Below are 20,586 nucleotides of genomic sequence, written 5' to 3' on the forward strand. Positions count from 1 at the left end.
AATAAAGGGGCGAATGATCGCCCCTTTATGCTGTCGTTATTCCTTGATTTCGAAAACGACGTTAACTGAGACATCGTAGCTATTCTCACCTGCAGCGACAGGAACCGAATCCTGAGGTGCGGCGGCTGCCATCATCTTGGCCTGACGCGCGATTGGCATCGGCATAGGCGCGCGGCTCTGTTCGTTGATTTCAACAACGCGACCTAGGCCAACGCCTGCTGCATCGGCAAGTGTCTTAGCCTTAGCAATTGCATCCGCTACGGCGCGCTTGCGCGCTTCGTTGATGGTGGCTGCCGGATTGTCATTGACGAAGGTGAGATCGCCACCCTGATTGACGCCGAGTGTCACTGATTCATCGAGTACATTGCCGACCTTGTCCAGATCGCGCACACGTACGGTCAGGCTGTTGGAGACGCTGTAACCACTGATCTTAGGCTCTTTCAGGCCGTTCTTGTCGTCTGGGTAGACGTAGCGTGGCTGAATGTTGATGCCGCTCGTCTGGAGGTCGCGCTCCTCGACTCCAGCCTTCTTCATCGCGTCCAGCACCTTGGCCATTGCTTCGTTGTTGGCTGTCATTGCTTCGCGTGCAGTTTCGGCATCGCGCAAGACGGTAAGGTTGAGAATGGCCATGTCCGGCGCAGAGTTCATCTTACCTTCACCGGTCACCGCAATACGCGCGGTCTGCTTCGTCATCTGATTCTCCTGCGCTGCGGCTGGCAAAGAAAGTGCGCCTGCGAGCATGATTGCCGAAAATGAGGTAGCAAGAAGGGTAGTAGCGCGATTGTTCATAAAATCTCCTGTAGAGAATGTTGAGGTAGCTTGTGCAAAGCAGTCTCCATGAGAGGCCATTTCTGCTTTGTCATTGATGTATTTAAGTTCCCTCTAAAGCAAAACGCCACGTTATCTGACTTGAAATGCAGTTAAATTGCAACCGAGCGCTTCAAGTTCGATGAATCGTGCCTTGAGTTGCATGCATGACAATCGAATATGTGCGCATTAGGGCAACTCGTGCAATTGACAGCTTGTGTCCCGTCTTTCTTTAGGGTAGGTGCTGTGTTGCGTGGGGCCTGTAGCTCAATTGGTTAGAGCCGGCGGCTCATAACCGCTTGGTTGGGGGTTCGAGTCCCTCCGGGCCCACCATTTCTTCCAGAAGTTTGTTCTGTCGTTGCTGTCGGTATGGATGGCTATCAAGCCTTTGTCCTTGACGTGCTTAGTGAAGATAAAACACGCAGAAACAGCGTTTGCGACCTCTGCATTCCCGGTTTCAGAATATTTGAATAGTGTTGATCACAGCTCGTCCGATTTGTCGTTGAAATGTCGAGCGGACGCGCTTTTTCATGCGCGAAGTTCATTCAGCCGCGACCTTTTTTCCTGTTCAACAAGTTTTTAGGAGTCTGTTAAGGAAATAGTAACGCAATGAAACAATTTTTTATGCCACGTGATTGGTGACATTATGGAGGTTTCAGGCAATGACTAAAAAGACAACCACTGTTGCGTTGGCGCTTGCAGGGTTGGTGGCGAGTTCTCTCGCGGCTTCGGCTAAAACGAGTCATATTGGTGAGTTCAGGGATTGGGGCGTTTATCAAAACACCCAGCTGCCCGGCAACAAATGCTATGCTTTGACCGTGCCGTCGAGTTTTCTTCCGGCAGGCGTTCGGCATGGCGATAATTTCATTATTCTTTCCAAGTCGGGTGCGAGCTATAGCCCGCAGCTTGTGATGGGGTATGATCTGAAAGCGGATAGCACCGTAAAGGTAATGGTTGACGGAGCGCAGTTTCCCTTCTTCAGCGAAGGAAACCGGGCATGGGCGCAGAACGTCGGTGATGAGGCACGCATCGTCAGCGCCATGCGGTCTGGCCGTACTGTCAATGTGCAAGCCACATCGGCACGTGGCACGCAAACCCGTTACACATTTTCGCTGATGGGATTGTCTGCATCGCTTCAGCGCGTTGATCGCTGCTGAGCGTAACAAACATGGAAAAATGAAGCCCCGCCATAGGGCAGGGCTTCATTCTGTCGGTCTGATTACGGGGCTTTTGTTAGGAAAGCCACTGCTGGTGTTTGTACCAGTCATCGATATCCGATTTTACACGGTCCTTAGCGATGCCGTAACGTTCCTGAATCATGCCTTCCAACTGCTCGCGTCGGCCATTAATCTGGTCGAGATCATCATCGGTGAGCTTACCCCACTGTTCCTTGACCTTACCCTTAGCCTGCTTCCAATTGCCTTCTACGCGATTCCAGTCCATTGGATTTCCTCCGTTCTGGTTGTTGTGACTAGTTAACGCGCGGGATGCCGATTGGTTTCAGATTTTTTGGCCAGAATCAGTGCTTTTAATGGTCTAGGCCGGTTTTAGGCTTTGCTGAATGGCGCTTAAAGCCCGAGGAATTTGAAAGGTTTTGCGTCCTTGAAATCCTTGTTCACAACACCGGAAAAAATATTTCGCTGATCGGGACCAAGGTCGAGCTTCTGTACTTTTCCCTTATCGGCAGAGAAGTCTACCGTGTTCAGATCGACCCAGAAAACGTTAGGCGTCAGAGCCGATTCAAAGAAATAGAGCTTACGCTTTTGATCCGAAACAGTGCGCCAGCGTGTCGACGAGATGTTCGGCTCGTCTGGTGTTGTGATGCCGAACGGAACCGATGCGTTACGGATAACGCCGAAAACGCTCGCAAGCGCTTCAACAGGTTCTTCCGATTTTGGTACGGCATTCACATAGAAGGCGGCACGTGTGAAGCGATCAGATGCCCGGTTCGTACCCGGTAACATGACCGTTCCACCGATCTGCGACCAATAAGAGTGCAGCGCAAGCTGTTCGTCGAATGTCGGGGAATTGGTCATTACCTGATATTCACGGCTGTGATGGATGACCTGCTTTCCGTCGATATATTCGAAGATCGCACTATCGCCTGACGCATCCGATATTGACAGGTGAAGGGTCGCGAGCCGGTCCTGGCCGGGCACATTGTCTGTCACGATCGTGAATGGATTGGTGCTGAGTTCCTTGACCGCTTCGTCAACGGTGGCAAAGTTATCGAGCACATATTGTGCCCAGGCTGCAATGGAAAGGCCAGGGCTGGTTCCATCATATTTCGGATATTCGGATTCGACCAGCCAAAGCACATTGGCAACGAGGCCGGCTTCGTTCATCCCATCGGTTGTCGAAATATCGTAGCCGGAGGAAATCACGCTGCCATATTTGGACGTCCAATTGATGGAATTGGACCCAGCCTCGCCATTGCGGTCCATGCCGCGCGGGAAAATCCAGAGATTGGTGCCGACATCGACCTTCCAATCCATGGAACGCGCCGTTATCACCTGATCATTGGCTCCAAGATAAACCACCCGTGTGCAAGCTTCAGCGACGGGTGCAGCAAACATGCTGAATGCGACAAGTGCGCTCGTGCACGCGGCTGCAAAGGACTTCTTCAGAATAGCCATTGGTAACCCCCTAGGTGAAACGGCCTACACATTCATCATCATGAGCGCTTCGTTTTATGGCTTGGTGTGAAGCTGCCACTGCACTCAATCTGTATTTATCTTTCGCCGCCATAGCCGCGGCGCTTCCAATCTACCAGCGGCATAATGTCGGGCGGACCGCCGCCTGCTTCGTACCAGGAGTCAACCGCCCAGCGCTCACCATCCTTGGCTTGGATAACCGCTGTCCAATGAGGATAGCGCCCATCGAAAAAGCTGCCGCGTGCGGTTTTGCGCACAGGAGCATGATGTTTCAGCCAGCCGCGAGAATCCAGATAACGGATGAAATTGTCCGTATTGGTCGATTCATCAATGCAGTCCATCTGCCCTTTGATGCGGGCCTTGCCAAACTGCATGCGAGGCTTGTCACGAACGCCGATGGCGGCTGTACTGCGCTGTTCAAATAAAGCGACTGCTGCTCGAAGAGCTTTGCGTTCGGCGGCAGGAGACTGCGCGCCTTGCCGCATGAGATTTTGTATGCGGCGTAGATCCTGATCGGATAGCGTTACCTTGGTCTTGTAGTAGCACTCGTAGCCGTGACAGACCCGGAAAGTCTGGGCCTCGGCCGTTGGTAAGGCTACGAAGAGTGTCAACGCTGTGAGGGCTATCGAAAGAGATTTCATTCGAAAGATCAGCTCGATTTCTGGTTTGTAAATAGAAGCGACGGTTCGAGCCGCTCTATTCCCTGATATGGATTGGCATGGATTGCGAGAATCCAAAGACAAAATGCTGCCGTGATCGAATAGATTACCATGGCTTTGACGCCAGCACTTACCCTGTCTGCATGGGTGGCTGCGATGGTGATGATGGTCAGGATCGTCAGCGAAAACAGCAGATACCATTTATACATGTCAACTGATGTCGAGCCGACAGAGAGGCGCGTATTGCGGGCATCCTGCAATTCGTCAAAGTCATGCACGAGCTGCGATATTATCGGCGACGGAATGTCAGTCTTCGCAAGCTTCACGATCTCGCGGCGTATATTCTGCAATGCAATTTCAACGGAATGCACAGGCGCGATGTTGCTGTTTCCAAGCCACTCGTCTTTGACGACTGCAGTGCGGTATTCAGAAAGAGATGCCACAAGTACTGGGGCATTCAGAATGTCGGGGCTTGCGGCTCCAATCAGCCGCGAAATGGATGATCGTTCTTCGCTCGTTGCCTGATCAGCTTTTGAGTTGGCCGTCCAAATATCGGCGGCAACAAACCCCAATGAAAGTGCCCATGCCGTCGCTATGGTGCTGATGAAAGCGCCAATCGGGATGGACAGAATATCATGATTGGCATGATGGGACAGAATGTGAAGCGCAAAGCGACCAACGAAGTAGACGGCAACGCCGAGGACCGCGAAAGTCACAAAAGAAAGATAAACGGATAGTTCAAATATGTAATTCATCCCGCGCCCAACGCCCCGCTAATTCAAGTAGATGACGAAAGCAGATCCATGTTGTGAATGGTTACTGTCAAAATCATCAAGCCTGTTCAGATAGTTGAGGCCATATCACCCAATCTTGCAAGCATGAAATCGTGACACATTATTTCTTGCTAAACAAAGAGCTTCCGTTCGATCCGTGTGGATAAGGTTTCCTACTTAGAGAAAAACAAAAGCCGCCGGAACAATCCAGCGGCTTTAGAGCGATTCCGGTTGCAGTTGAATAGTTGGGACCGCTCTAACCATTTGTTTTTACGCGTTATCAGATGCGAAAATTGCTTCGCACTTTTGCTGGAAACGCTTTACAATACGTAAACCGGATCAAAATTGGACGGAGAGACCGATCACTGGGCCATGTTGTGTTACGTCATACTTGAACTTTTCGACGCCATCATTGTCCCGGTAGTCCTGATAGAGTGCGCGATAACCAACGCGCCATGTGGTCGGGACGTCGAATAACAAAGTGCGGTAGCCAAGGTAAATCTGGCCGTTAGCGCTGAGCTTGGTACCTGCACCAAAGCCGCCAATGTCGGCTTCAGCAAAGATGTTCCAGCGGTCATTGATGTCGTAGAAAACGCGGGTTCCGATAAATGGATCGGTCCAGTCTGCTTTGCGAGAGGCGCTGAATGGTCCGACATTGACCTGGGCCTTGATCTCTGTCCAGCGCACCCCTACGGTCGGTTCAATGGCAAAAATTCGCTGCCCGCCGAAAAGCGTTGTGCCGTCCAGTTGCTGTTCATAAAGGCGATAGTAGACACCACCTGAAAGCGTCGTCGACTTGATATCCATGTCGAGCTGTTCGTCGCGAATGTCGGCATCCTGACTGGTTTTGGTATATTGGCCGTCAAAATAAACGCCGAATTTGCCGTTCGTTACTTCGATATTGCCCATAAGACTCATATCGAGATTGTCCAGAATATCCCTGAACGGTACGTCTACATTCGTGCTCAATCCAAGCAGCCCGGCTTTACCATTCAATGATGCGCCCCAGACATAAGGGCTGAAGATAACGCGCCAGCGCTGTTGGTCCTGAATTTCTGTCTGCACAGGAGGAGGTGCGATAATGTCTGCCGCGTGCGATGCGCCTGCTGCCGTTATTATAAAAGAAGTAGCTAATATAATATTTCGAAAAGTAGTGCTCAGTAAATTTTTACTATCGGAGCGCGAATTGTTTCTGATCACGGCGTTGTCCCCTCGGAACCTAATTTAGAAACATATAAAAGACCCGACCTATAAAGGCATAATCAATGATTATGTTAATCATCGCAAGAAATAAACGGAAAAATGAAGGCAATTCAGAGGTTTTGTCTGTTGACTTTGCTTTAGCGTGGTCGCTCTATTCGCCAGCGATTGGATTAATGAATGTTTCTGGCTTCTGAGAATGTCGCCGAGCTCCCCAAGTGGCTGCATTTATCAATCCAGACAATCTAATTTTGTGATGAGGTTTATCATGCAAAAGAATTGGTCTATCTGGAAATCTTCCTGCCGGGTGTTGGCTCGTGGTGCAGCGATTGCGGCGCTTGCTTCAGCGCTCACCATTCCACAGGCAGCACAAGCCTGCACCAGCTTTGTACTGCCTACCACAGATGGAAGCATCGTCTATGGGCGCACGATGGAGTTTGCGTTCCCGATCGATTCACAAATGATCGTGCTTCCTCGCAATTTCGATATCGCGGCCACGCCAGCTGACGGCAAAACGGCCAAGACCTGGAAAGCCAAGTATGCGGCTGTTGGCATGAATGCCTTCGGCGTTACAGCACTTGCTGACGGCATGAACGAGAAGGGGCTGACTGGCGGCGTTCTCTATTTCCCTGACTTTGCCGGCTATGCGGACCCGGCAGAAGCAAAGGCTGAAAACAGTCTCGCCCCGTGGGATGTCCTGACCTGGGCGCTTACGAATTTTGCAACGGTTGCCGAAGTGAAAGAAGCGCTCAACGATATTTCTGTCGTGACCGTTATTCAAAAGAACATGGGCATTGCGCCCCCGCTGCATTACACACTTCATGATTCAAGCGGCGCTTCGATTGTTATCGAACCTGTCGATGGCAAGCTGAAGGTCTATGATAATCCGCTGGGCGTGATGACCAACTCGCCTTCATTTGATTGGCATATGACCAATCTGCGGAATTACGTCAAACTCTCTCCGAACAATGCCAAGCCAGTGAAAATTCTCGGCGCTGAAATCAAGCCGCTCGGCGAAGGCTCGGGCATGCTGGGTATTCCGGGGGATACCACCCCTCCGTCGCGCTTCGTGCGGGCGAGTGCTTTTGTTCTTTCGGCAAAGCCTGTTGCAAGCGGCCCTGAAAGCGTGCGACTCGCCGAGCATATCGTGAACAATTTCGATATCCCGAAGGGCTGGATCGAAGAGCCGAACACGCCTGCTGAATATACCCAGTGGAGCACAATCGGCGATCTGAAGAACCAGGTCTATTACGTAAAGACGTATGACGATCCGGTTCTGCGCGGTGTTGCTTTCAAGGATCTTGATCTAGATGGCAAGGACATGGTCACGATTCAGATGCACCCGAAGCTTGAGCCTGCCTCACTGATTGAGAAAAAATAGGCTTACAGCGGTTCCAGTTAAGACTGAATCGTTGGAACCGCTGTAACTATTTGTTTTTACGCATTTGCCTCACGCAAAACCGCTTCGCACTTTTTGCTGAAAATGCTTTAGTTCTCGTTGAAACAAAGGGCGACCCGAGAGGTCGCCCTTTTGCCTTTGTCAGGGAACGTCGTCGTAGCCAACGACGCCGCCTTCATTTTCCATATTTGCAATGCGCTTTGATTCAGAGCGATTGAATTTCAGCCTCACGCCAAGTCCGCCGCCATTCTCCCATATGAACTGCGCACCAACTTTCTCGAGCGTATCCTGCAGGGTTTGAATCTGCTCATCGGACGGAGAGCCGATCTTTCGTTCAAAATGCTCGATTATCTTAGCATCAATGCCCGAAAGCTGGGCTAGCCGCTCCCGCGTGAATTCCACCAGTGCACGTGCAGCGCGGCATTGCGGTCCTGTTATCATGGCAATCGTCCTCTTCATTCCAGATGAGTTCTGACGATAAGTCTATGACAAATCGCGATAATTGCCATGTGACGTTTTGCTGAAAAGTTGCGCCCTCTTGATCGATCACGCAATCTTGAGCTTTGCTTTTTTTCGTGAACAAAATTTGGCCACGATCTTCCTTGTCCCCGATCCGTCCGCTTCTTACATAAGCTATTGCGCCGCAGGAGAAGCGCCGTCGGCCCAGCGCATTGTCGGACCGGTAGTTCAGCCTGCCTCATAAACATAAAAGACAATGGTTCGCGATGACCACTTATAAGTATTTCATTTGGCCTGCATTTTTCACGGTCATTGGACTTCTCTGCGCTCTCTGGCTTGGATACTCGACGACTGGCACTGTTGGAGGCATGGTTTCTGTCTTCATCATTTGTGCGGTGTTGAGTGTGCTAGAAATCTCCCTTTCATTCGATAATGCCATCGTTAATGCGCGCATCCTGCTCGATATGACGCCTGAGTGGCAGCATCGGTTTTTGACCTGGGGTATCATTATTGCCGTCTTCGGCATGCGTATCATCTTTCCGCTCGCAATCGTTGCGGTTGCCATGTGGACAGATCCGATTTCGGCGCTGAAACTCGCTATATGGCAGCCAAATGAATATGCGCGGGTGATCGCGGAATCCCACACAGGTATCGCAGCCTTTGGCGGCACATTCCTGCTGATGGTCGGCATGAAATACTTCTTCGATGTCGAAAAAGACGTGCATTGGGTCAAGATCATTGAGAGCCGCATGTCAAAATTCGCATCGGTTCAAGGCGTTGAAATCGGCGTTGCCATCGCGCTGATCCTGTTCTTCTCCTATCAGCTCGATGCCGAGCATTCGCACACATTCCTGGTCGCGGCGCTGTTCGGCCTGTTGACCTTTCTGGCCGTTGAAGGCTTAGGCGAGGTGCTGGATGCTTCGCAGGAACAGGTGGATATGGTCCATCGCGGCGGTCTTGGTGCCTTCATCTATCTTGAAGTGCTTGATGCCAGTTTCTCGTTCGATGGTGTTATCGGTGCCTTTGCACTGACGACTAATCTCTTCGTTATCGCGATTGGCCTTGGCATTGGTGCGTTCTATGTTCGCTCGCTCACCATCATGCTGGTCGAGCGCAAGACACTTGGTCAGTATCGCTATCTTGAGCACGGCGCATTTTACGCCATCCTGGTGTTGGCCGTGATCATGTATGTGCAGACGCTGGTGCACATTCCGGAAGTCATCACCGGCTTGATCGGCGCTGTGCTAATCGGGCTCTCTCTTGTGTCCTCGATCCGCTTCAACAAGAATAATCCGGAGTGGCAGAAAGAGGCAGATGAGGCCGCGCTGCATTAAAGCCCGGGGTTAAAAGCCACTAAAAGGCGGCTTCGAGCCGCCTTTTTTGTTTTTTACGCATTATCCTACGCAAAACCGCTTGGCATTTTTGCTGGCAATGCTCTCTTGACCGAATCGAAAGAGTTAGCGAGCCTTGATGCGCTTATGGTGCTATCGCCAGAGCATATCAGCATATGCCGCAAGTCTCGAAAAGATTGCGGCTGCGACTTTTCTGGAGAGGGGTCTTCCATGGTCGTTACTCGTTTGAGCAAGACCGCATTCGTTGCGGCAATCGCCTTCTTCGCCACACTCGTTTCTTTTGGCAATATTACCGACTACGGCAGTAATTTCGCATTCGTGCAGCATGTTCTGCTCATGGATACGATTTTCCCCGACGCGACGATCAAATATCGCGCCATTGACAGCAATTTCCTGCACAATGCCGGGTACATTTTGATCATTGCCGCTGAAACTGTGACGGCTATCCTATGCTGGATTGGAGCATTTGCGATGCTCGGCCGTCTGGGTGGTGATGCCGGTAGTTTCAATCGCTCCAAGAAATGGGCGATTGCCGGTCTCTCACTGGGCTTTCTTGTCTGGCAGGTTGGCTTCATGTCGATTGGTGGCGAATGGTTCGGCATGTGGATGTCATCCACATGGAACGGTATTGAATCCGCGTTCCGCTTCTTCATCACCATCATTGCCGTGTTGATTTATGTCGTTCTGCCTGATGGCGAGATCGAAAAATAATCAGAGCAAATGCGATGCAAGGGCGGGTTGATTGATGAACTCAACGCCCGCCTTTTGCATTTTCTCAAGCATGGCATTGATAGAGCCGCCTATGTCGATACCGCGACAGGCATCAAGCCGAACACGCACCTGAAAGCCATGTGAAATTGCGTCGAGTGCGGAATAGGCAACGCAGAAATCAGTGGCTAGTCCTGCGAGTGTCAGAGAACTGATATTGCGTTCGCGCAGATACCCTGCGAGGCCGGTCGGGGTCTGGTGATCGTTCTCAAAAAATGCCGAATAGCTGTCGACGCCGATGCGAAAACCCTTGCGGATAACCAGTTGCGCACGCGTCCATTGCAGATCAGGGTGAAAATCCGCGCCATGGGTGCCTTGAACGCAATGATCCGGCCATAATGTCTGCGGACCATAGGCCATATCGACTGTGTCGTAAGGCTGTTTACCCGGATGGCTTGTTGCGAAGCTGGAATGGCCTGCCGGGTGCCAGTCCTGTGTCAGAATGACATGCTCACTCTCATCGATCAGCCGGTTGATTGCGGGAAGAATTTCATCGCCTTTATCGACGGCAAGTGCGCCGCCGGGGCAGAAATCATTTTGCACATCAACGACGAGGAGGGCGTGACCAATCATAAAATGCTCCTGACTGCTTTGAGCCAACTATAGTCAGCAGCGCAGGCCCATACCAGCGAATATCCATGTTCTGGTATTACATTGTCTTTGGTGCTACCGACCAATTTTGTTGAGAGCGTATCCGGAAAATTGTTTCACATTTTTCGCAATAAGCTCTGAGGCCACAGGGGATAATCATGACGGATGTAATCACGCGCGATAGCAACGGAGCGCAGCTGAATGACGGCGATTCTGTTACGCTGATTAAGGATTTGAAGGTCAAAGGCACGTCAACCACGCTCAAGCGCGGTACGCTGGTCAAAGGTATTCGTTTGACCGGAAACCCGGATGAAGTTGATTGCAGCACCAAGCAGGTCAAAGGCCTTGTGCTGCGCGCTGAATTTCTGAAGAAAGCTTAAAGCATTTCCAGTAAAAGTGCGCAGCGCCTATGCGGAAAAATCAGTCCAGTGGACTGATTTCCGATCCTGCTTCGATGCATCGGATAAGGCGTAAAAAAGTGAGCGTTTCCTTCGTTAAGTCAAAAATGGAAACGCTCTACGCATCAATTTCGACACGACCACGTGGGCGGCTGCAGCAGGCGAGAATATAGCCTTCAGCGATTTCGTCATCGCGAATGCCGCCATTATGCGTCATCTCGGTTTCCCCACCGACGCATTTAACTTTGCAGGTTCCGCAAATGCCGAACTCGCAGGCGCTCGGGATCTTCAATCCACCATTGCGGGCTGCAAGCAGGATAGTGTCGTTTTCTGTGCATTCGACTTCAACGCCGGAAAGGCTAAAGACGACGCTGGCTGGAGCAACCGCCGGTGCAACCGGCGCGGTTGGTGTGTTGGTGGTTGCTGCAAGTGAGGATGGCACCGGTACTGCAGAGATTTCCGTCGCAGGCTGAAAACTCTCCTGATGATAGTTGGTCATATCGAAGCCGGATTGTTCCAGCAGACCACGCACACCGTTCATGAACGGCTCTGGCCCACAGCAGAATACCTTGCGATGCAGGAAGTCAGGTGCCAGCAACTCCAGTCGTGCATGATCGATGCGGCCATGAAGGCCGAGCCAGACATGGCGCGCAGAAGACTGTTCCACGATGAAGGCAAGATGCATGGCTTCCATGCGGCCGGAAAGAAGTTCCAGTTCTTTGCGGAAGATAATGTCATCGGGGGTGCGCGCGCAGTTGATGAAGGCTACATCGGTTGCCGGTGCACAATCGAAAAGCCAGCGGGTCATTGACACCATAGGTGTGATGCCTGAACCAGCCGAAATGAACAGGTATTTCTCGCTTGGATGATTGGCGAGCGAGAAGTCGCCATTTGGACCATAGGCCTTGATCGTCATCGGCGGGCGCAGATTATCGAGCATCCAGCGGGTGCCGATGCTGTCTTTCTGTGCCTTGACCGTAACCGAAATATGATAGGGCCGTGAAGGCGTGGATGAGAGAGTATATGTGCGCAACACCGGTCCAAGCCCATCGGACCGCTCGATTGGAAGTTCGAGCGTGATGAACTGTCCCGGCGTATAGCGAAACCAGTTGTCGTCCTGTGTTTTGAAGGAGAAGGTCATAACGTCCGGCGCTTCTTCGATAGCTGAGATGCATTGAAGCATCTGCAACCTGTCGTTCCACGGCAGCATCTCGTCCAGATATTTCAGAGGCTGCATGGCCTTCTCACTTCTCTATTGCTTTATTTTAGGCGCATCTTCTTCCGAAAACCGTTTTACGCTTTTCGGGATACGCTTTTAGTTCAGGCTACGCGGCTAAGCTTTGCGGCTTCGCCTTTCAGGCGAGGCGTGATGGTGTTGGTGTACCATTCGAGGAACTGCATCACGCCGCCTTCGTGCTCGACCGAATATGGGCCGGGCTGGTAAGCGGGCGATCGGATGCCGACCGCGTTCTCTTCCACGATCTGACGATCCTGGTCGTTGGTCTGAATCCAGACATGCGTCAGCTCATCGAGGTCGTAATCAACGCCTTCAACGGCATCCTTGTGGACCAGCCACTTGGTTGTGACCATTGTTTCTTCGGCACTGATTGGCAGCACGCGGAAGGAGATGGCGTGATCCACCATCAGATGGTTCCATGTGGACGGATAGTTGAAGAGCAGCATGGCGCCGATATTGGTGTCACCAGCAACTTTATCGCTCAATGGCTTCTTAACGGCAGGCTTACCTGACATGGTATAGCTCACGGCGTCGCGTAGCAGCGGAATGCGAGTGATGCGATAGCGCCCGTCTTCCGACATGTTGAATTCAGCAGGTAGACCAATTGAAGCACAGTTTTTCCAGAGCTGGTTGATTTCCGGGTCTTCCATCACACCCTGAACGCCGGTTGCGCTAGGTGCTTCAGGATAAGTGCGGCAGAGTTCTGGATGGTTGGCCGCACAGTGATAGCACTCACGGTTATTTTCCCATACCAGCTTCCAATTACCCTTCTCGATGATTGAGCTTTCAAAGGCGACCTTGGCTTCCTTGATGTTGTGCGGTGCGAGATAAGGCTCGACAAGCGCGCGGAAGCTGTTGAAGTCAGGTGCTTCGTCAGCGAGACAAACATAGATATAGCCTGCGACAGTTTCGCAATGAACGTGCTTCAGACCGTATTCTGCCGGCTTGAAATCCGGGCCGACCTGACGGGCGAACAGCAAGCGACCATCCAGTTCATAGGTCCACTGGTGATAAGGGCAGACGAGCTTTGCTGCGGTGCCTTTTTCGGCAGAACAAATGCGCGAACCGCGATGGCGGCAGGAATTGTGGAATGCGCGAATACCGCCCTGCGCATCACGCACGATCAGGACGGGATAGGCGCCAACCTGCACAGTCATATAGGAGCCGGTCTTCGGCAGTTCGCAATCATGGCCGACGAACAGCCAGTCGCGGTAAAAGATGTTTTCCAGATCCAGCTTATAATAGTCAGGATCAGTGTAAAACTTCTGTTCCAGGCTGAAATTTGGGTCGCGCCCTGTCAAAAGCCCCAGCATTTCATTGCGAACGTCCATAGAATCGAACCTTTGTGCCGTATCAAGGTCGTGCTAACGCTGTTCTCTCAGCGACGTTTGCTCGACCGACTGTTCCCGTTGTCTTCCGAAAGCACGGCTTTTCCCGTTATCTCAATGGCTTGTCTGTTCATTCTGTTCTGTTCAGACTGGCTTCCGTTGTCATGATTCAATCACTGAAATGTTCTAAACGCGCATTGGGATGCGACATGATTTTCGCGTAAAGACGACACGCCAAAATGACGCGCTGAGAATGGTGCTGGACTTCGCAATTGTGTGAGACTCTCTGTTGTGGGATTGCCAAGAGCACTCAAAGGCAGTTACCAAACTGCGAAATATATCCTGTTTCATTCTATGGGAGGCTTAGAGGCCATGAAACGTTCAGAAATTAATGAGATTATCCGCGAGAGCGACGCTTTCATCCGCTCGTTTGGTTATATCATGCCTCCCTTTGCTTATTGGTCGCCAGAAGAGCTGAAAACACGCACTTCCAGTGATGCAAAGGCAATTCTCGACGGTCGCCTCGGATGGGACATTACAGATTACGGTCAGGGCAAATTTGCCGATCTGGGTCTGTTTCTCTTCACCACGCGCAATGGTAATGCTGAAGATCTCAAGCGTGGTGGCGGTATGCTCTATGCCGAAAAGATCATGATTTCGCGCAAGAATCAGATTTCTCCAATGCATCGTCATGTGGTGAAGGCAGAAGACATCATCAATCGTGGTGGTGGTACGCTGGTGCTTGAGCTTTTCAATTCGCGCGCCGACGGCAGCGTGGATGAAGAAACCGAGGTCACGGTCGCGACGGACGGTCGTCTGGTTACGCAAAAAGCTGGCGCGCATCTCAAGCTTGCACCAGGCGAAAGTGTGACGCTTTTGCCGGGCAACTGGCACGCCTTCTGGGGTGAGGGTGGCGACGTGCTGATCGGTGAAGTATCGACCGTCAATGACGATCTGACGGATAATATTTTCCGCGAACCGATCGGACGCTTCTCAAATATTGAAGAAAACGAGAAGCCGGTACATCTACTTGTCTCAGATTACGATAAATGGCTCTGAACCTACCGATATTCTGGCTTTGGCCGTCTGCAAATGTCACTTTTCTGCTCTTCTGGTGCTCGCGTACCTTTAGGTACGCTGCGCGCCGGTTCTCGAAAATCACCATTTTCGACAGGCTATAACCGGAATCTTCGCAGGTCTGCGATAAACGAAAAAGGACCAAATCATGAAACTGGCGATGATCGGAACGGGCTATGTGGGTCTGGTTTCGGGCGTGTGTTTTGCCGAGTTCGGCTTTCACGTCACCTGTGTCGACAAAAATCCGTCGATCATCGAGCGCTTGACCGCGGGCAAGGTCACGATTTTTGAACCGGGGCTCGATGAGCTTATGGCGCGAAATATTCGTGACGGACGGCTTGAGTTCAGTACCGATCTTGCGACCAGTGTTGCAGATGCAGATGTGATCCTGATCGCTGTCGGTACTCCGTCACGACGCGGTGATGGTGAGGCGGATTTGCAGTATATTGAAGCGGCTGCCGATGAAATCGCAGCCGCCATGAAGCCGGGTGCGGTGGTCGTCATCAAGTCGACCGTCGTTGTCGGCACCAATGCGCGTATTCGTGATCGTATCGCTGCGGCACGTCCCGGTGTCCAATTTTCGATGGTTTCAAACCCTGAATTCCTGCGTGAAGGTTCAGCAATTGAAGATTTCATGCGTCCTGATCGCGTTGTGGTCGGTGTTGACGACGAGCGCGGCAAGGCTGCTATGCAGCGGCTTTACCGACCGCTTTATCTGCGTGAGACGCCGATGGTGGTTACATCATTGGAAAATGCTGAAATCATCAAATATGCGGCCAACGCCTTTCTTGCGATGAAAGTCACCTTCATCAATCAGGTTGCTGATCTTTGCGAGAAAACTGGTGGCAATGTGCAGGAAGTTGCTCGTGCCATTGGTATGGACAACCGCATTGGTTCAAAGTTTCTGCATGCGGGTCCTGGTTTTGGCGGCTCGTGCTTCCCGAAAGATACGCGCGCGTTTGCGGCTACAGGTAAAAAATACGATGCGCCACAATCTCTGATCGAAGAAGTGATTGCGGTCAACGAGGCGCGCAAACAGTCGATGGCGGAGCGGATTGTTGCAGCTGCTCACGAGAGCGGGACTAAAACTGTTGCTGTGCTGGGCATCGCTTTCAAACCGAATACGGACGATATCCGCGAGTCTCCTTCGCTCGATATCGTGACGGCTATTCAAAAGGCGGGGATTTCCGTGCGTGCGCACGACCCAGAAGCCATGGAGGCCGCAAAATCGGTTCTGCCAGATGTAACGTGGTGCGGCTCTGCCTATGAGGCAGCACAAGGCGCCGGTGTTGTAGCACTGTTGACCGAGTGGAATGCCTACCGTGCACTTGATCTCAAGCGCCTCGCGAGTGTGATGGAAGGCAAGGTGCTGATGGATCTGCGTAACGTCTATAAGGCGGATGATGTGGTTGGCACCGGGCTGGATTATCGTTCAGTCGGGCGTGCGCTCAAAGCGTGATATTTCAAACTAGAACGCCGATCTGATATCGTCAGATCGGCGTTTTGATTTTGGGTTGGGCAGGGTGATTTAATCAGCTGCCGTAGTTCGCTTTTTCTCATTGGCAATGAGCCAGAGATTGCGAACATAAACAATCAGGCCCAGTGCCTGACCGGCGATGAACACCGGGTCTTTGCGCTGGATCGCATAGATCAGAAGAAGCGCACCGCCGAACAGCGAAAAGAACCAGAATGCCACTGGCATAACGCTCTTCTTGGCTTTTTCCGACGCCAGCCACTGCACCACAAAACGCATGGTAAAGCAGGCCTGTGCAATGAAGCCCAGAATGATCCAGCCATCCCATTGTGCTACGAAAACATCGTGCAGCCATTGAGTGAGGCTGTTCAGAATGTCAGTCATGGGTAATCTCCGTCACACGCGGAACAACCTTACGACGCTTGCGCAACCACCACACGCCATAAAGGTCGAGGATACCGCGCAGGCCGCGGTCGAGAATGCCATAGTTGGATTTTCCATGGCGGCGTTCCCGGTCGGTGACGTCGATATGCACGACATCGAAACCTTCGCGAAGTGCCAGCGCAGGCAGATAACGGTGCCAGCCGTCGAAGAACGGCAGCTGACGGAAAAGATCGGTGTGGAGCGCCTTCAGGCCGCAACCAGAATCGCGCGTCTTATCTTTCAGGATTGAGCCGCGCAGATTATTGGCAAAGCGCGAGGAAAGCTGCTTGAGCCTGGTGTCTGTACGCTTGAGTCGTTGACCTGCGGCAATACCAAAGGCTGGACCTGCATTCATGAGAGCATCTGCAAGCGCTGGCAAATAGGCTGGATTGTTCTGGCCGTCGCCGTCCATCGTGACGACGATCTGGCCGTGCGCTGCGAAAACACCTGAGCGCAGAGCGGCACTTTGGCCTGCAGAACGATCATGGCGGATATGGCGCAGCGGCCTGCCTGCGTGAATGCGGCCAGCCAGCACGTCACTGGTGGAATCTGTCGAGCCATCATCCACGACAATCACTTCATAAGCACGACCAAGCATGGCACTGTCGACTTCATCGAGCAGAAAAGCGAGATTGTCGGCCTCATTGCGGCAGGGGATGACCACAGAAATCGTTGGTGTTGCCAAGCGGAGCTTCCTTCATTCCTTGCGCATTTGCCGTAAAACCGGTGTGCTTAATGTCTATGTACAGATGCCCTGTAGCGCGCAAGGCGGGCTCCATAACATTGATTGCGAGGCAAACCAAGATGTTTCAAGAAATCGTGAGTTTGATCCGGTCTTTGAATATCTGCCGGTTTTAACCGGAGATGCGGCTGGACGGAAGTGCTTCAGCGAGCCAATCCAGAAAATTCTGCGTCACTTCATCCCGGTTGATCTCATTCAGGCTTTCGTGGCGGGTGCCGGGATAGATGGTGCAAGTGACATTGCTAAAGCCCAACGCCAGCATTCTGTCCGCCAGTTTGCGCGTGGCTTTGGCTTTATCTGTTGCCGGATCTTCAGTCCCGCCAACGAGATTGAACGGCAGATCTTTGCGGATGTTCGCGAAATTGCTGTCGGTTGCGCCGTTCTTCATCATGCGGAAGACGTCAATCCAAAGTGCCACACTTGCATCAAAACCACAGAGAGGATCGTTCACATAAGCTTCTACTTCTGCCGCATCACGAGACAGCCAGTCAAAAGCAGTGCGATGACCCGGAATGGAATTGCCCCATGCCCGGAATGTAAGCTTTGGCAGCAGCGCGCTTGGCACGTCCGAGCCTTTGAGCATGCGCTCGGTATAAAGCAATGCCATTGCAGCACTGTTCTCGATACCACCATTGAAATTGGCGTTCCATACAGCGGCCGCATCCACCGTATCCGAATGCGCAAGGGTGTAGTTCAGCGCGATAAGCCCGCCCATTGAGTGGCCGAATAACACCACGGGCAGGTCGGGATTGGTTGCATGAATATGGCGGTTTAGCGCCAGAACATCCTGGATAGCCACTCTATTGCCGTCTTTTGGTGCGAACATGCCTCTTGGTGCATGTGGACCGATATTGGCTCCATGTCCGCGATGATCGTGTGCGTACACATGATACCCCGCCTGGTTCAGTGCTATGGCAAAACGGGCGTAGCGAGCCGAGTGTTCGGCAAGTCCATGACAGATATGGACGACAGCTTTCGGGGTTGGGGCCAACGACTGCCGATAGGGCAGTTCGGTTCCGTCCGGCAGCGGCAAGCGGTGAATGGTTTCAAGTGACATAAGGCCATCAGAATTTATGCCGCGCAAATAGTCAAATTCTCTTTTTGTAGCGTCTCAATAAAAGGCATCCAGAGGTTGAATGAGGTAATTTTAGGCATTTGCTTTTTTTGAGAAAATTCCGCTTGAAAACCGCGAAATCCTAGGCAAATCTATCTCTGTCAGGGGATATGGACGGAGTTTTGAAGAGAATTCAGAGGCGCAGAAACGAAGACTATAGCGTATCGCATGGACATGATGGAACACGATAGGCTTTGGTCGTTAAGGCATAACCAGCAGGCCATTCGGCGAAAGGGAGGAAACTTTCCCGAGTGGTGGCCAGAGGGGAAACCGGGTGACGGAAATATCCGCGCCCGGTTTCATTTTATTTGAGGTTTACTCAAGTCAGATACCGGGCTGCGTGAATAACAAAAACGCAGCGCATCTTGCGCGATGATATTTGCTTCCGCGCTCTATTTCGCCTACATACCCAGCAGCAATTTCCCTGCGGTTCGGCTTTTTCGCCGTTCGCGCTTTTTAACTCGTGGAGACGACGCGCTTTATGGCACGCCAATTCATCTATCATATGTCCGGGCTGAATAAGGCCTACGGTGCTAAAAAGGTTATCGAAAACCTTCATCTGTCGTTCTACCCAGATGCGAAGATTGGTATTCTCGGACCAAACGGCGCCGGTAAATCGACAATTCTCAAGATCATGGCCGGTCTCGACAAAGACTTCACCGGTGAAGCTTGGCTCGCAGACGGTGCGACTTGCGGCTATCTCGCGCAGGAGCCACATCTCGATCCCGAAAAGACGGTGCTCGGTAACGTAATGGAAGGTGTGGCCAAGAAAACGGCTATTCTCGACCGTTACAACGAGCTGATGATGAACTATTCTGATGAAACCGCAGACGAAGGTGCGGCACTCCAGGATCTCATCGACAGCCAGAACCTCTGGGATTTGGACAGTCAGGTTGAAATGGCGATGGAAGCTCTGCGTTGCCCGCCAGCGGATGCCGATGTCACTACGCTTTCGGGCGGTGAGCGTCGTCGCGTTGCGCTTTGCAAGCTGCTTCTGTCGAAGCCTGACCTTCTCCTGCTTGATGAACCGACCAACCACCTTGACGCTGAAACTACTGCTTGGCTCGAAAAGCACCTGCGTGAATATGAAGGCGCTGTCCTGCTCATCACGCATGATCGCTACTTCCTCGACAATGTAACAGGCTGGATTCTCGAACTCGACCGTGGTCGCGGCATTCCTTACGAAGGCAATTATTCTGCCTATCTGGAAGCCAAGTCCAAGCGCATGATTCAGGAAGGTCGTGAAGACGATTCCCGCCAGAAGGCGCTTGAGCGTGAACGCCAGTGGATTGCCGCAAGCCCGAAAGCGCGTCAGTCCAAGTCGAAAGCTCGTATCAAGGCTTATGACCAATTGGTCGAAGCTGCGAACAATCAGCGTCCGGGCGATGCCCAGATTCTGATCCCCGCTGGCGAGCGTCTTGGTCAGGTGGTTATTGAAGCTGAAGGTTTGACCAAGTCCTTTGGTGACCGCATGCTGATCGAAAACCTGACTTTCAAACTGCCTCCAGGTGGTATCGTTGGTGTTATCGGGCCAAACGGTGCGGGCAAGTCGACACTGTTCAAGATGATCACCGGTCAGGAAAAGCCTGATTCCGGCTCCATTCGTATTGGTGACACGGTGCATCTTGGTTATGTGGATCAGAGCCGCGATCACCTCGATCCGAACAAGAATGTCTGGGAAGAAATTTCCGGTGGTAACGACATCATCAAGCTCGGCAAATTTGAAATGAACTCACGCGCTTATTGCGGTGCGTTCAACTTCAAGGGCGGCGATCAGCAGGCCAAAGTCGGCAATCTGTCCGGTGGTCAGCGCAATCGTGTGCATCTTGCCAAGATGCTGCAGGCAGGTGGCAACGTTCTGCTGCTCGACGAACCGACCAACGATCTTGATACCGAAACGCTGGCAGCGCTCGAAGACGCGCTTGAAAAATACGCTGGCTGCGCCGTTATCATCTCCCACGATCGTATGTTCCTCGATCGTCTGGCGACGCATATTCTGGCATTCGAAGGTGATAGTCATGTCGAATGGTTCGAAGGAAACTTCGAGGATTATGAAGCGGATAAGGTCCGTCGTCTCGGACCTGAAAGCGTTAATCCAAAGCGGGTCACCTACAAGCCGCTGACACGCTAA

The 20,586-nt window shown here is 52.0% G+C and carries 21 protein-coding genes and 1 tRNA gene; 9 read left to right on the top strand and 13 right to left on the bottom strand.

The window, feature by feature from the left end:
• Window positions 1-36: 36 nt before the first annotated feature.
• Window positions 37-789 carry an SIMPL domain-containing protein gene (locus OIV19_RS12425; protein WP_095447054.1) on the bottom strand — a complete coding sequence of 251 codons (753 nt, stop codon included), beginning with the start codon at window positions 787-789 and terminating at the stop codon, window positions 37-39.
• A gap of 274 nt (window positions 790-1,063) precedes the next feature.
• On the opposite strand from OIV19_RS12425, the gene OIV19_RS12430 reads away from it, so the two are divergent.
• Together OIV19_RS12430 and OIV19_RS12435 are read left to right on the top strand one after the other, a co-directional pair.
• A tRNA-Ile gene (locus OIV19_RS12430) sits at window positions 1,064-1,140 on the top strand.
• A 329-nt stretch (window positions 1,141-1,469) separates the two neighbouring features.
• Window positions 1,470-1,964 (top strand): invasion associated locus B family protein, encoded by a 495-nt coding sequence (locus tag OIV19_RS12435; protein WP_095447003.1) that lies wholly within the window; start codon window positions 1,470-1,472, stop codon window positions 1,962-1,964.
• A gap of 76 nt (window positions 1,965-2,040) precedes the next feature.
• Here the strand turns inward: OIV19_RS12435 and OIV19_RS12440 are convergent, their stop codons facing one another.
• The 5 genes from OIV19_RS12440 to OIV19_RS12460 form a co-directional block, all read right to left on the bottom strand.
• On the bottom strand, window positions 2,041-2,250 hold the full coding sequence (locus OIV19_RS12440) for a CsbD family protein (protein ID WP_264231834.1): 210 nt from the start codon (window positions 2,248-2,250) through the stop codon (window positions 2,041-2,043).
• Window positions 2,251-2,375: 125 nt separating this feature from the next.
• Window positions 2,376-3,443, bottom strand: a complete 1,068-nt coding sequence (locus OIV19_RS12445; protein ID WP_264231835.1) for a linear amide C-N hydrolase — start codon at window positions 3,441-3,443, stop codon at window positions 2,376-2,378.
• 95 nt (window positions 3,444-3,538) lie between these two features.
• Window positions 3,539-4,102 (bottom strand): hypothetical protein, encoded by a 564-nt coding sequence (locus tag OIV19_RS12450; protein WP_264231836.1) that lies wholly within the window; start codon window positions 4,100-4,102, stop codon window positions 3,539-3,541.
• Window positions 4,103-4,110: 8 nt separating this feature from the next.
• The gene (locus OIV19_RS12455) at window positions 4,111-4,875 is read right to left on the bottom strand and encodes a bestrophin-like domain (protein ID WP_264231837.1); all 765 of its coding nucleotides are present in this window, start codon (window positions 4,873-4,875) and stop codon (window positions 4,111-4,113) included.
• A 357-nt stretch (window positions 4,876-5,232) separates the two neighbouring features.
• Window positions 5,233-6,093 carry a hypothetical protein gene (locus OIV19_RS12460; RefSeq protein WP_191793718.1) on the bottom strand — a complete coding sequence of 287 codons (861 nt, stop codon included), beginning with the start codon at window positions 6,091-6,093 and terminating at the stop codon, window positions 5,233-5,235.
• Window positions 6,094-6,361: 268 nt separating this feature from the next.
• On the opposite strand from OIV19_RS12460, the gene OIV19_RS12465 reads away from it, so the two are divergent.
• Window positions 6,362-7,474, top strand: coding sequence for a choloylglycine hydrolase family protein (locus tag OIV19_RS12465; RefSeq protein WP_264231839.1), 1,113 nt, complete (start codon window positions 6,362-6,364; stop codon window positions 7,472-7,474).
• Between the two features lie 159 nt (window positions 7,475-7,633).
• On the opposite strand, the gene OIV19_RS12470 is transcribed toward OIV19_RS12465, so the two are convergent.
• Entirely contained in the window at window positions 7,634-7,933 is a 300-nt protein-coding gene (locus OIV19_RS12470; protein ID WP_095446997.1) for a helix-turn-helix domain-containing protein, read from the bottom strand.
• Window positions 7,934-8,217: 284 nt separating this feature from the next.
• Here OIV19_RS12470 and OIV19_RS12475 point away from each other — a divergent pair, with 284 nt between their 5' ends.
• On the top strand, window positions 8,218-9,285 hold the full coding sequence (locus OIV19_RS12475; protein ID WP_264231840.1) for a DUF475 domain-containing protein: 1,068 nt from the start codon (window positions 8,218-8,220) through the stop codon (window positions 9,283-9,285).
• A gap of 228 nt (window positions 9,286-9,513) precedes the next feature.
• Entirely contained in the window at window positions 9,514-10,014 is a 501-nt protein-coding gene (locus tag OIV19_RS12480) for a DUF2165 family protein (protein ID WP_095446995.1), read from the top strand.
• Here OIV19_RS12480 and pncA read toward each other — a convergent pair whose 3' ends face one another.
• On the bottom strand, window positions 10,015-10,644 hold the full coding sequence (gene pncA / locus OIV19_RS12485) for a bifunctional nicotinamidase/pyrazinamidase (RefSeq protein ID WP_264231841.1): 630 nt from the start codon (window positions 10,642-10,644) through the stop codon (window positions 10,015-10,017).
• A gap of 176 nt (window positions 10,645-10,820) precedes the next feature.
• Here pncA and OIV19_RS12490 point away from each other — a divergent pair, with 176 nt between their 5' ends.
• Complete coding sequence (locus OIV19_RS12490; RefSeq protein ID WP_264231842.1) at window positions 10,821-11,042, top strand: alkylphosphonate utilization protein; 222 nt, start codon at window positions 10,821-10,823, stop codon at window positions 11,040-11,042.
• A gap of 136 nt (window positions 11,043-11,178) precedes the next feature.
• Here OIV19_RS12490 and OIV19_RS12495 read toward each other — a convergent pair whose 3' ends face one another.
• The gene (locus OIV19_RS12495) at window positions 11,179-12,297 is read right to left on the bottom strand and encodes an FAD-binding oxidoreductase (RefSeq protein ID WP_095446992.1); all 1,119 of its coding nucleotides are present in this window, start codon (window positions 12,295-12,297) and stop codon (window positions 11,179-11,181) included.
• 83 nt (window positions 12,298-12,380) lie between these two features.
• Window positions 12,381-13,628: an aromatic ring-hydroxylating oxygenase subunit alpha gene (locus tag OIV19_RS12500; RefSeq protein ID WP_151094959.1), complete on the bottom strand. Its 1,248-nt coding sequence runs from the start codon at window positions 13,626-13,628 to the stop codon at window positions 12,381-12,383.
• A 369-nt stretch (window positions 13,629-13,997) separates the two neighbouring features.
• Here OIV19_RS12500 and OIV19_RS12505 point away from each other — a divergent pair, with 369 nt between their 5' ends.
• Both OIV19_RS12505 and OIV19_RS12510 read left to right on the top strand, forming a co-directional pair.
• Window positions 13,998-14,684 carry a D-lyxose/D-mannose family sugar isomerase gene (locus OIV19_RS12505; RefSeq protein WP_095446990.1) on the top strand — a complete coding sequence of 229 codons (687 nt, stop codon included), beginning with the start codon at window positions 13,998-14,000 and terminating at the stop codon, window positions 14,682-14,684.
• 166 nt (window positions 14,685-14,850) lie between these two features.
• Window positions 14,851-16,161, top strand: coding sequence for a UDP-glucose dehydrogenase family protein (locus tag OIV19_RS12510; protein ID WP_095446989.1), 1,311 nt, complete (start codon window positions 14,851-14,853; stop codon window positions 16,159-16,161).
• A 69-nt stretch (window positions 16,162-16,230) separates the two neighbouring features.
• Here OIV19_RS12510 and OIV19_RS12515 read toward each other — a convergent pair whose 3' ends face one another.
• The 3 genes from OIV19_RS12515 to OIV19_RS12525 all read right to left on the bottom strand — a co-directional run bounded on the left by OIV19_RS12515 (window position 16,231) and on the right by OIV19_RS12525 (window position 18,398).
• Window positions 16,231-16,560, bottom strand: a complete 330-nt coding sequence (locus tag OIV19_RS12515; RefSeq protein WP_095446988.1) for a lipid-A-disaccharide synthase N-terminal domain-containing protein — start codon at window positions 16,558-16,560, stop codon at window positions 16,231-16,233.
• Complete coding sequence (locus tag OIV19_RS12520; RefSeq protein ID WP_095446987.1) at window positions 16,553-17,284, bottom strand: glycosyltransferase family 2 protein; 732 nt, start codon at window positions 17,282-17,284, stop codon at window positions 16,553-16,555. Before OIV19_RS12520 ends, OIV19_RS12515 begins: the two co-directional genes overlap by 8 nt.
• A 169-nt stretch (window positions 17,285-17,453) precedes the next feature.
• The gene (locus OIV19_RS12525; RefSeq protein ID WP_264231843.1) at window positions 17,454-18,398 is read right to left on the bottom strand and encodes an alpha/beta hydrolase; all 945 of its coding nucleotides are present in this window, start codon (window positions 18,396-18,398) and stop codon (window positions 17,454-17,456) included.
• Window positions 18,399-18,936: 538 nt separating this feature from the next.
• Here OIV19_RS12525 and ettA point away from each other — a divergent pair.
• A complete protein-coding gene (gene ettA / locus OIV19_RS12530) occupies window positions 18,937-20,586 on the top strand; it encodes an energy-dependent translational throttle protein EttA (RefSeq protein ID WP_095446985.1) in 1,650 nt (549 codons plus the stop codon).

Origin of the sequence: Brucella sp. HL-2, from assembly GCF_025846885.2 — a bacterium.
Classification (GTDB): Bacteria; Pseudomonadota; Alphaproteobacteria; order Rhizobiales; family Rhizobiaceae; genus Brucella; species Brucella quorumnocens.

Coding starts and splice junctions, on each gene's coding strand:
- OIV19_RS12440 (WP_264231834.1), bottom strand. CDS start 2,250: ATGGACTGGAATCGCGTAGAAGGCAATTGGAAGCAGGCTAAGGGTAAG.
- OIV19_RS12450 (WP_264231836.1), bottom strand. CDS start 4,102: ATGAAATCTCTTTCGATAGCCCTCACAGCGTTGACACTCTTCGTAGCC.
- pncA (WP_264231841.1), bottom strand. CDS start 10,644: ATGATTGGTCACGCCCTCCTCGTCGTTGATGTGCAAAATGATTTCTGC.
- OIV19_RS12475 (WP_264231840.1), top strand. CDS start 8,218: ATGACCACTTATAAGTATTTCATTTGGCCTGCATTTTTCACGGTCATT.
- OIV19_RS12465 (WP_264231839.1), top strand. CDS start 6,362: ATGCAAAAGAATTGGTCTATCTGGAAATCTTCCTGCCGGGTGTTGGCT.
- OIV19_RS12515 (WP_095446988.1), bottom strand. CDS start 16,560: ATGACTGACATTCTGAACAGCCTCACTCAATGGCTGCACGATGTTTTC.
- OIV19_RS12525 (WP_264231843.1), bottom strand. CDS start 18,398: ATGTCACTTGAAACCATTCACCGCTTGCCGCTGCCGGACGGAACCGAA.
- OIV19_RS12445 (WP_264231835.1), bottom strand. CDS start 3,443: ATGGCTATTCTGAAGAAGTCCTTTGCAGCCGCGTGCACGAGCGCACTT.
- OIV19_RS12505 (WP_095446990.1), top strand. CDS start 13,998: ATGAAACGTTCAGAAATTAATGAGATTATCCGCGAGAGCGACGCTTTC.
- OIV19_RS12470 (WP_095446997.1), bottom strand. CDS start 7,933: ATGATAACAGGACCGCAATGCCGCGCTGCACGTGCACTGGTGGAATTC.
- OIV19_RS12510 (WP_095446989.1), top strand. CDS start 14,851: ATGAAACTGGCGATGATCGGAACGGGCTATGTGGGTCTGGTTTCGGGC.
- OIV19_RS12495 (WP_095446992.1), bottom strand. CDS start 12,297: ATGCAGCCTCTGAAATATCTGGACGAGATGCTGCCGTGGAACGACAGG.
- OIV19_RS12425 (WP_095447054.1), bottom strand. CDS start 789: ATGAACAATCGCGCTACTACCCTTCTTGCTACCTCATTTTCGGCAATC.
- ettA (WP_095446985.1), top strand. CDS start 18,937: ATGGCACGCCAATTCATCTATCATATGTCCGGGCTGAATAAGGCCTAC.
- OIV19_RS12455 (WP_264231837.1), bottom strand. CDS start 4,875: ATGAATTACATATTTGAACTATCCGTTTATCTTTCTTTTGTGACTTTC.
- OIV19_RS12480 (WP_095446995.1), top strand. CDS start 9,514: ATGGTCGTTACTCGTTTGAGCAAGACCGCATTCGTTGCGGCAATCGCC.
- OIV19_RS12435 (WP_095447003.1), top strand. CDS start 1,470: ATGACTAAAAAGACAACCACTGTTGCGTTGGCGCTTGCAGGGTTGGTG.
- OIV19_RS12490 (WP_264231842.1), top strand. CDS start 10,821: ATGACGGATGTAATCACGCGCGATAGCAACGGAGCGCAGCTGAATGAC.
- OIV19_RS12500 (WP_151094959.1), bottom strand. CDS start 13,628: ATGGACGTTCGCAATGAAATGCTGGGGCTTTTGACAGGGCGCGACCCA.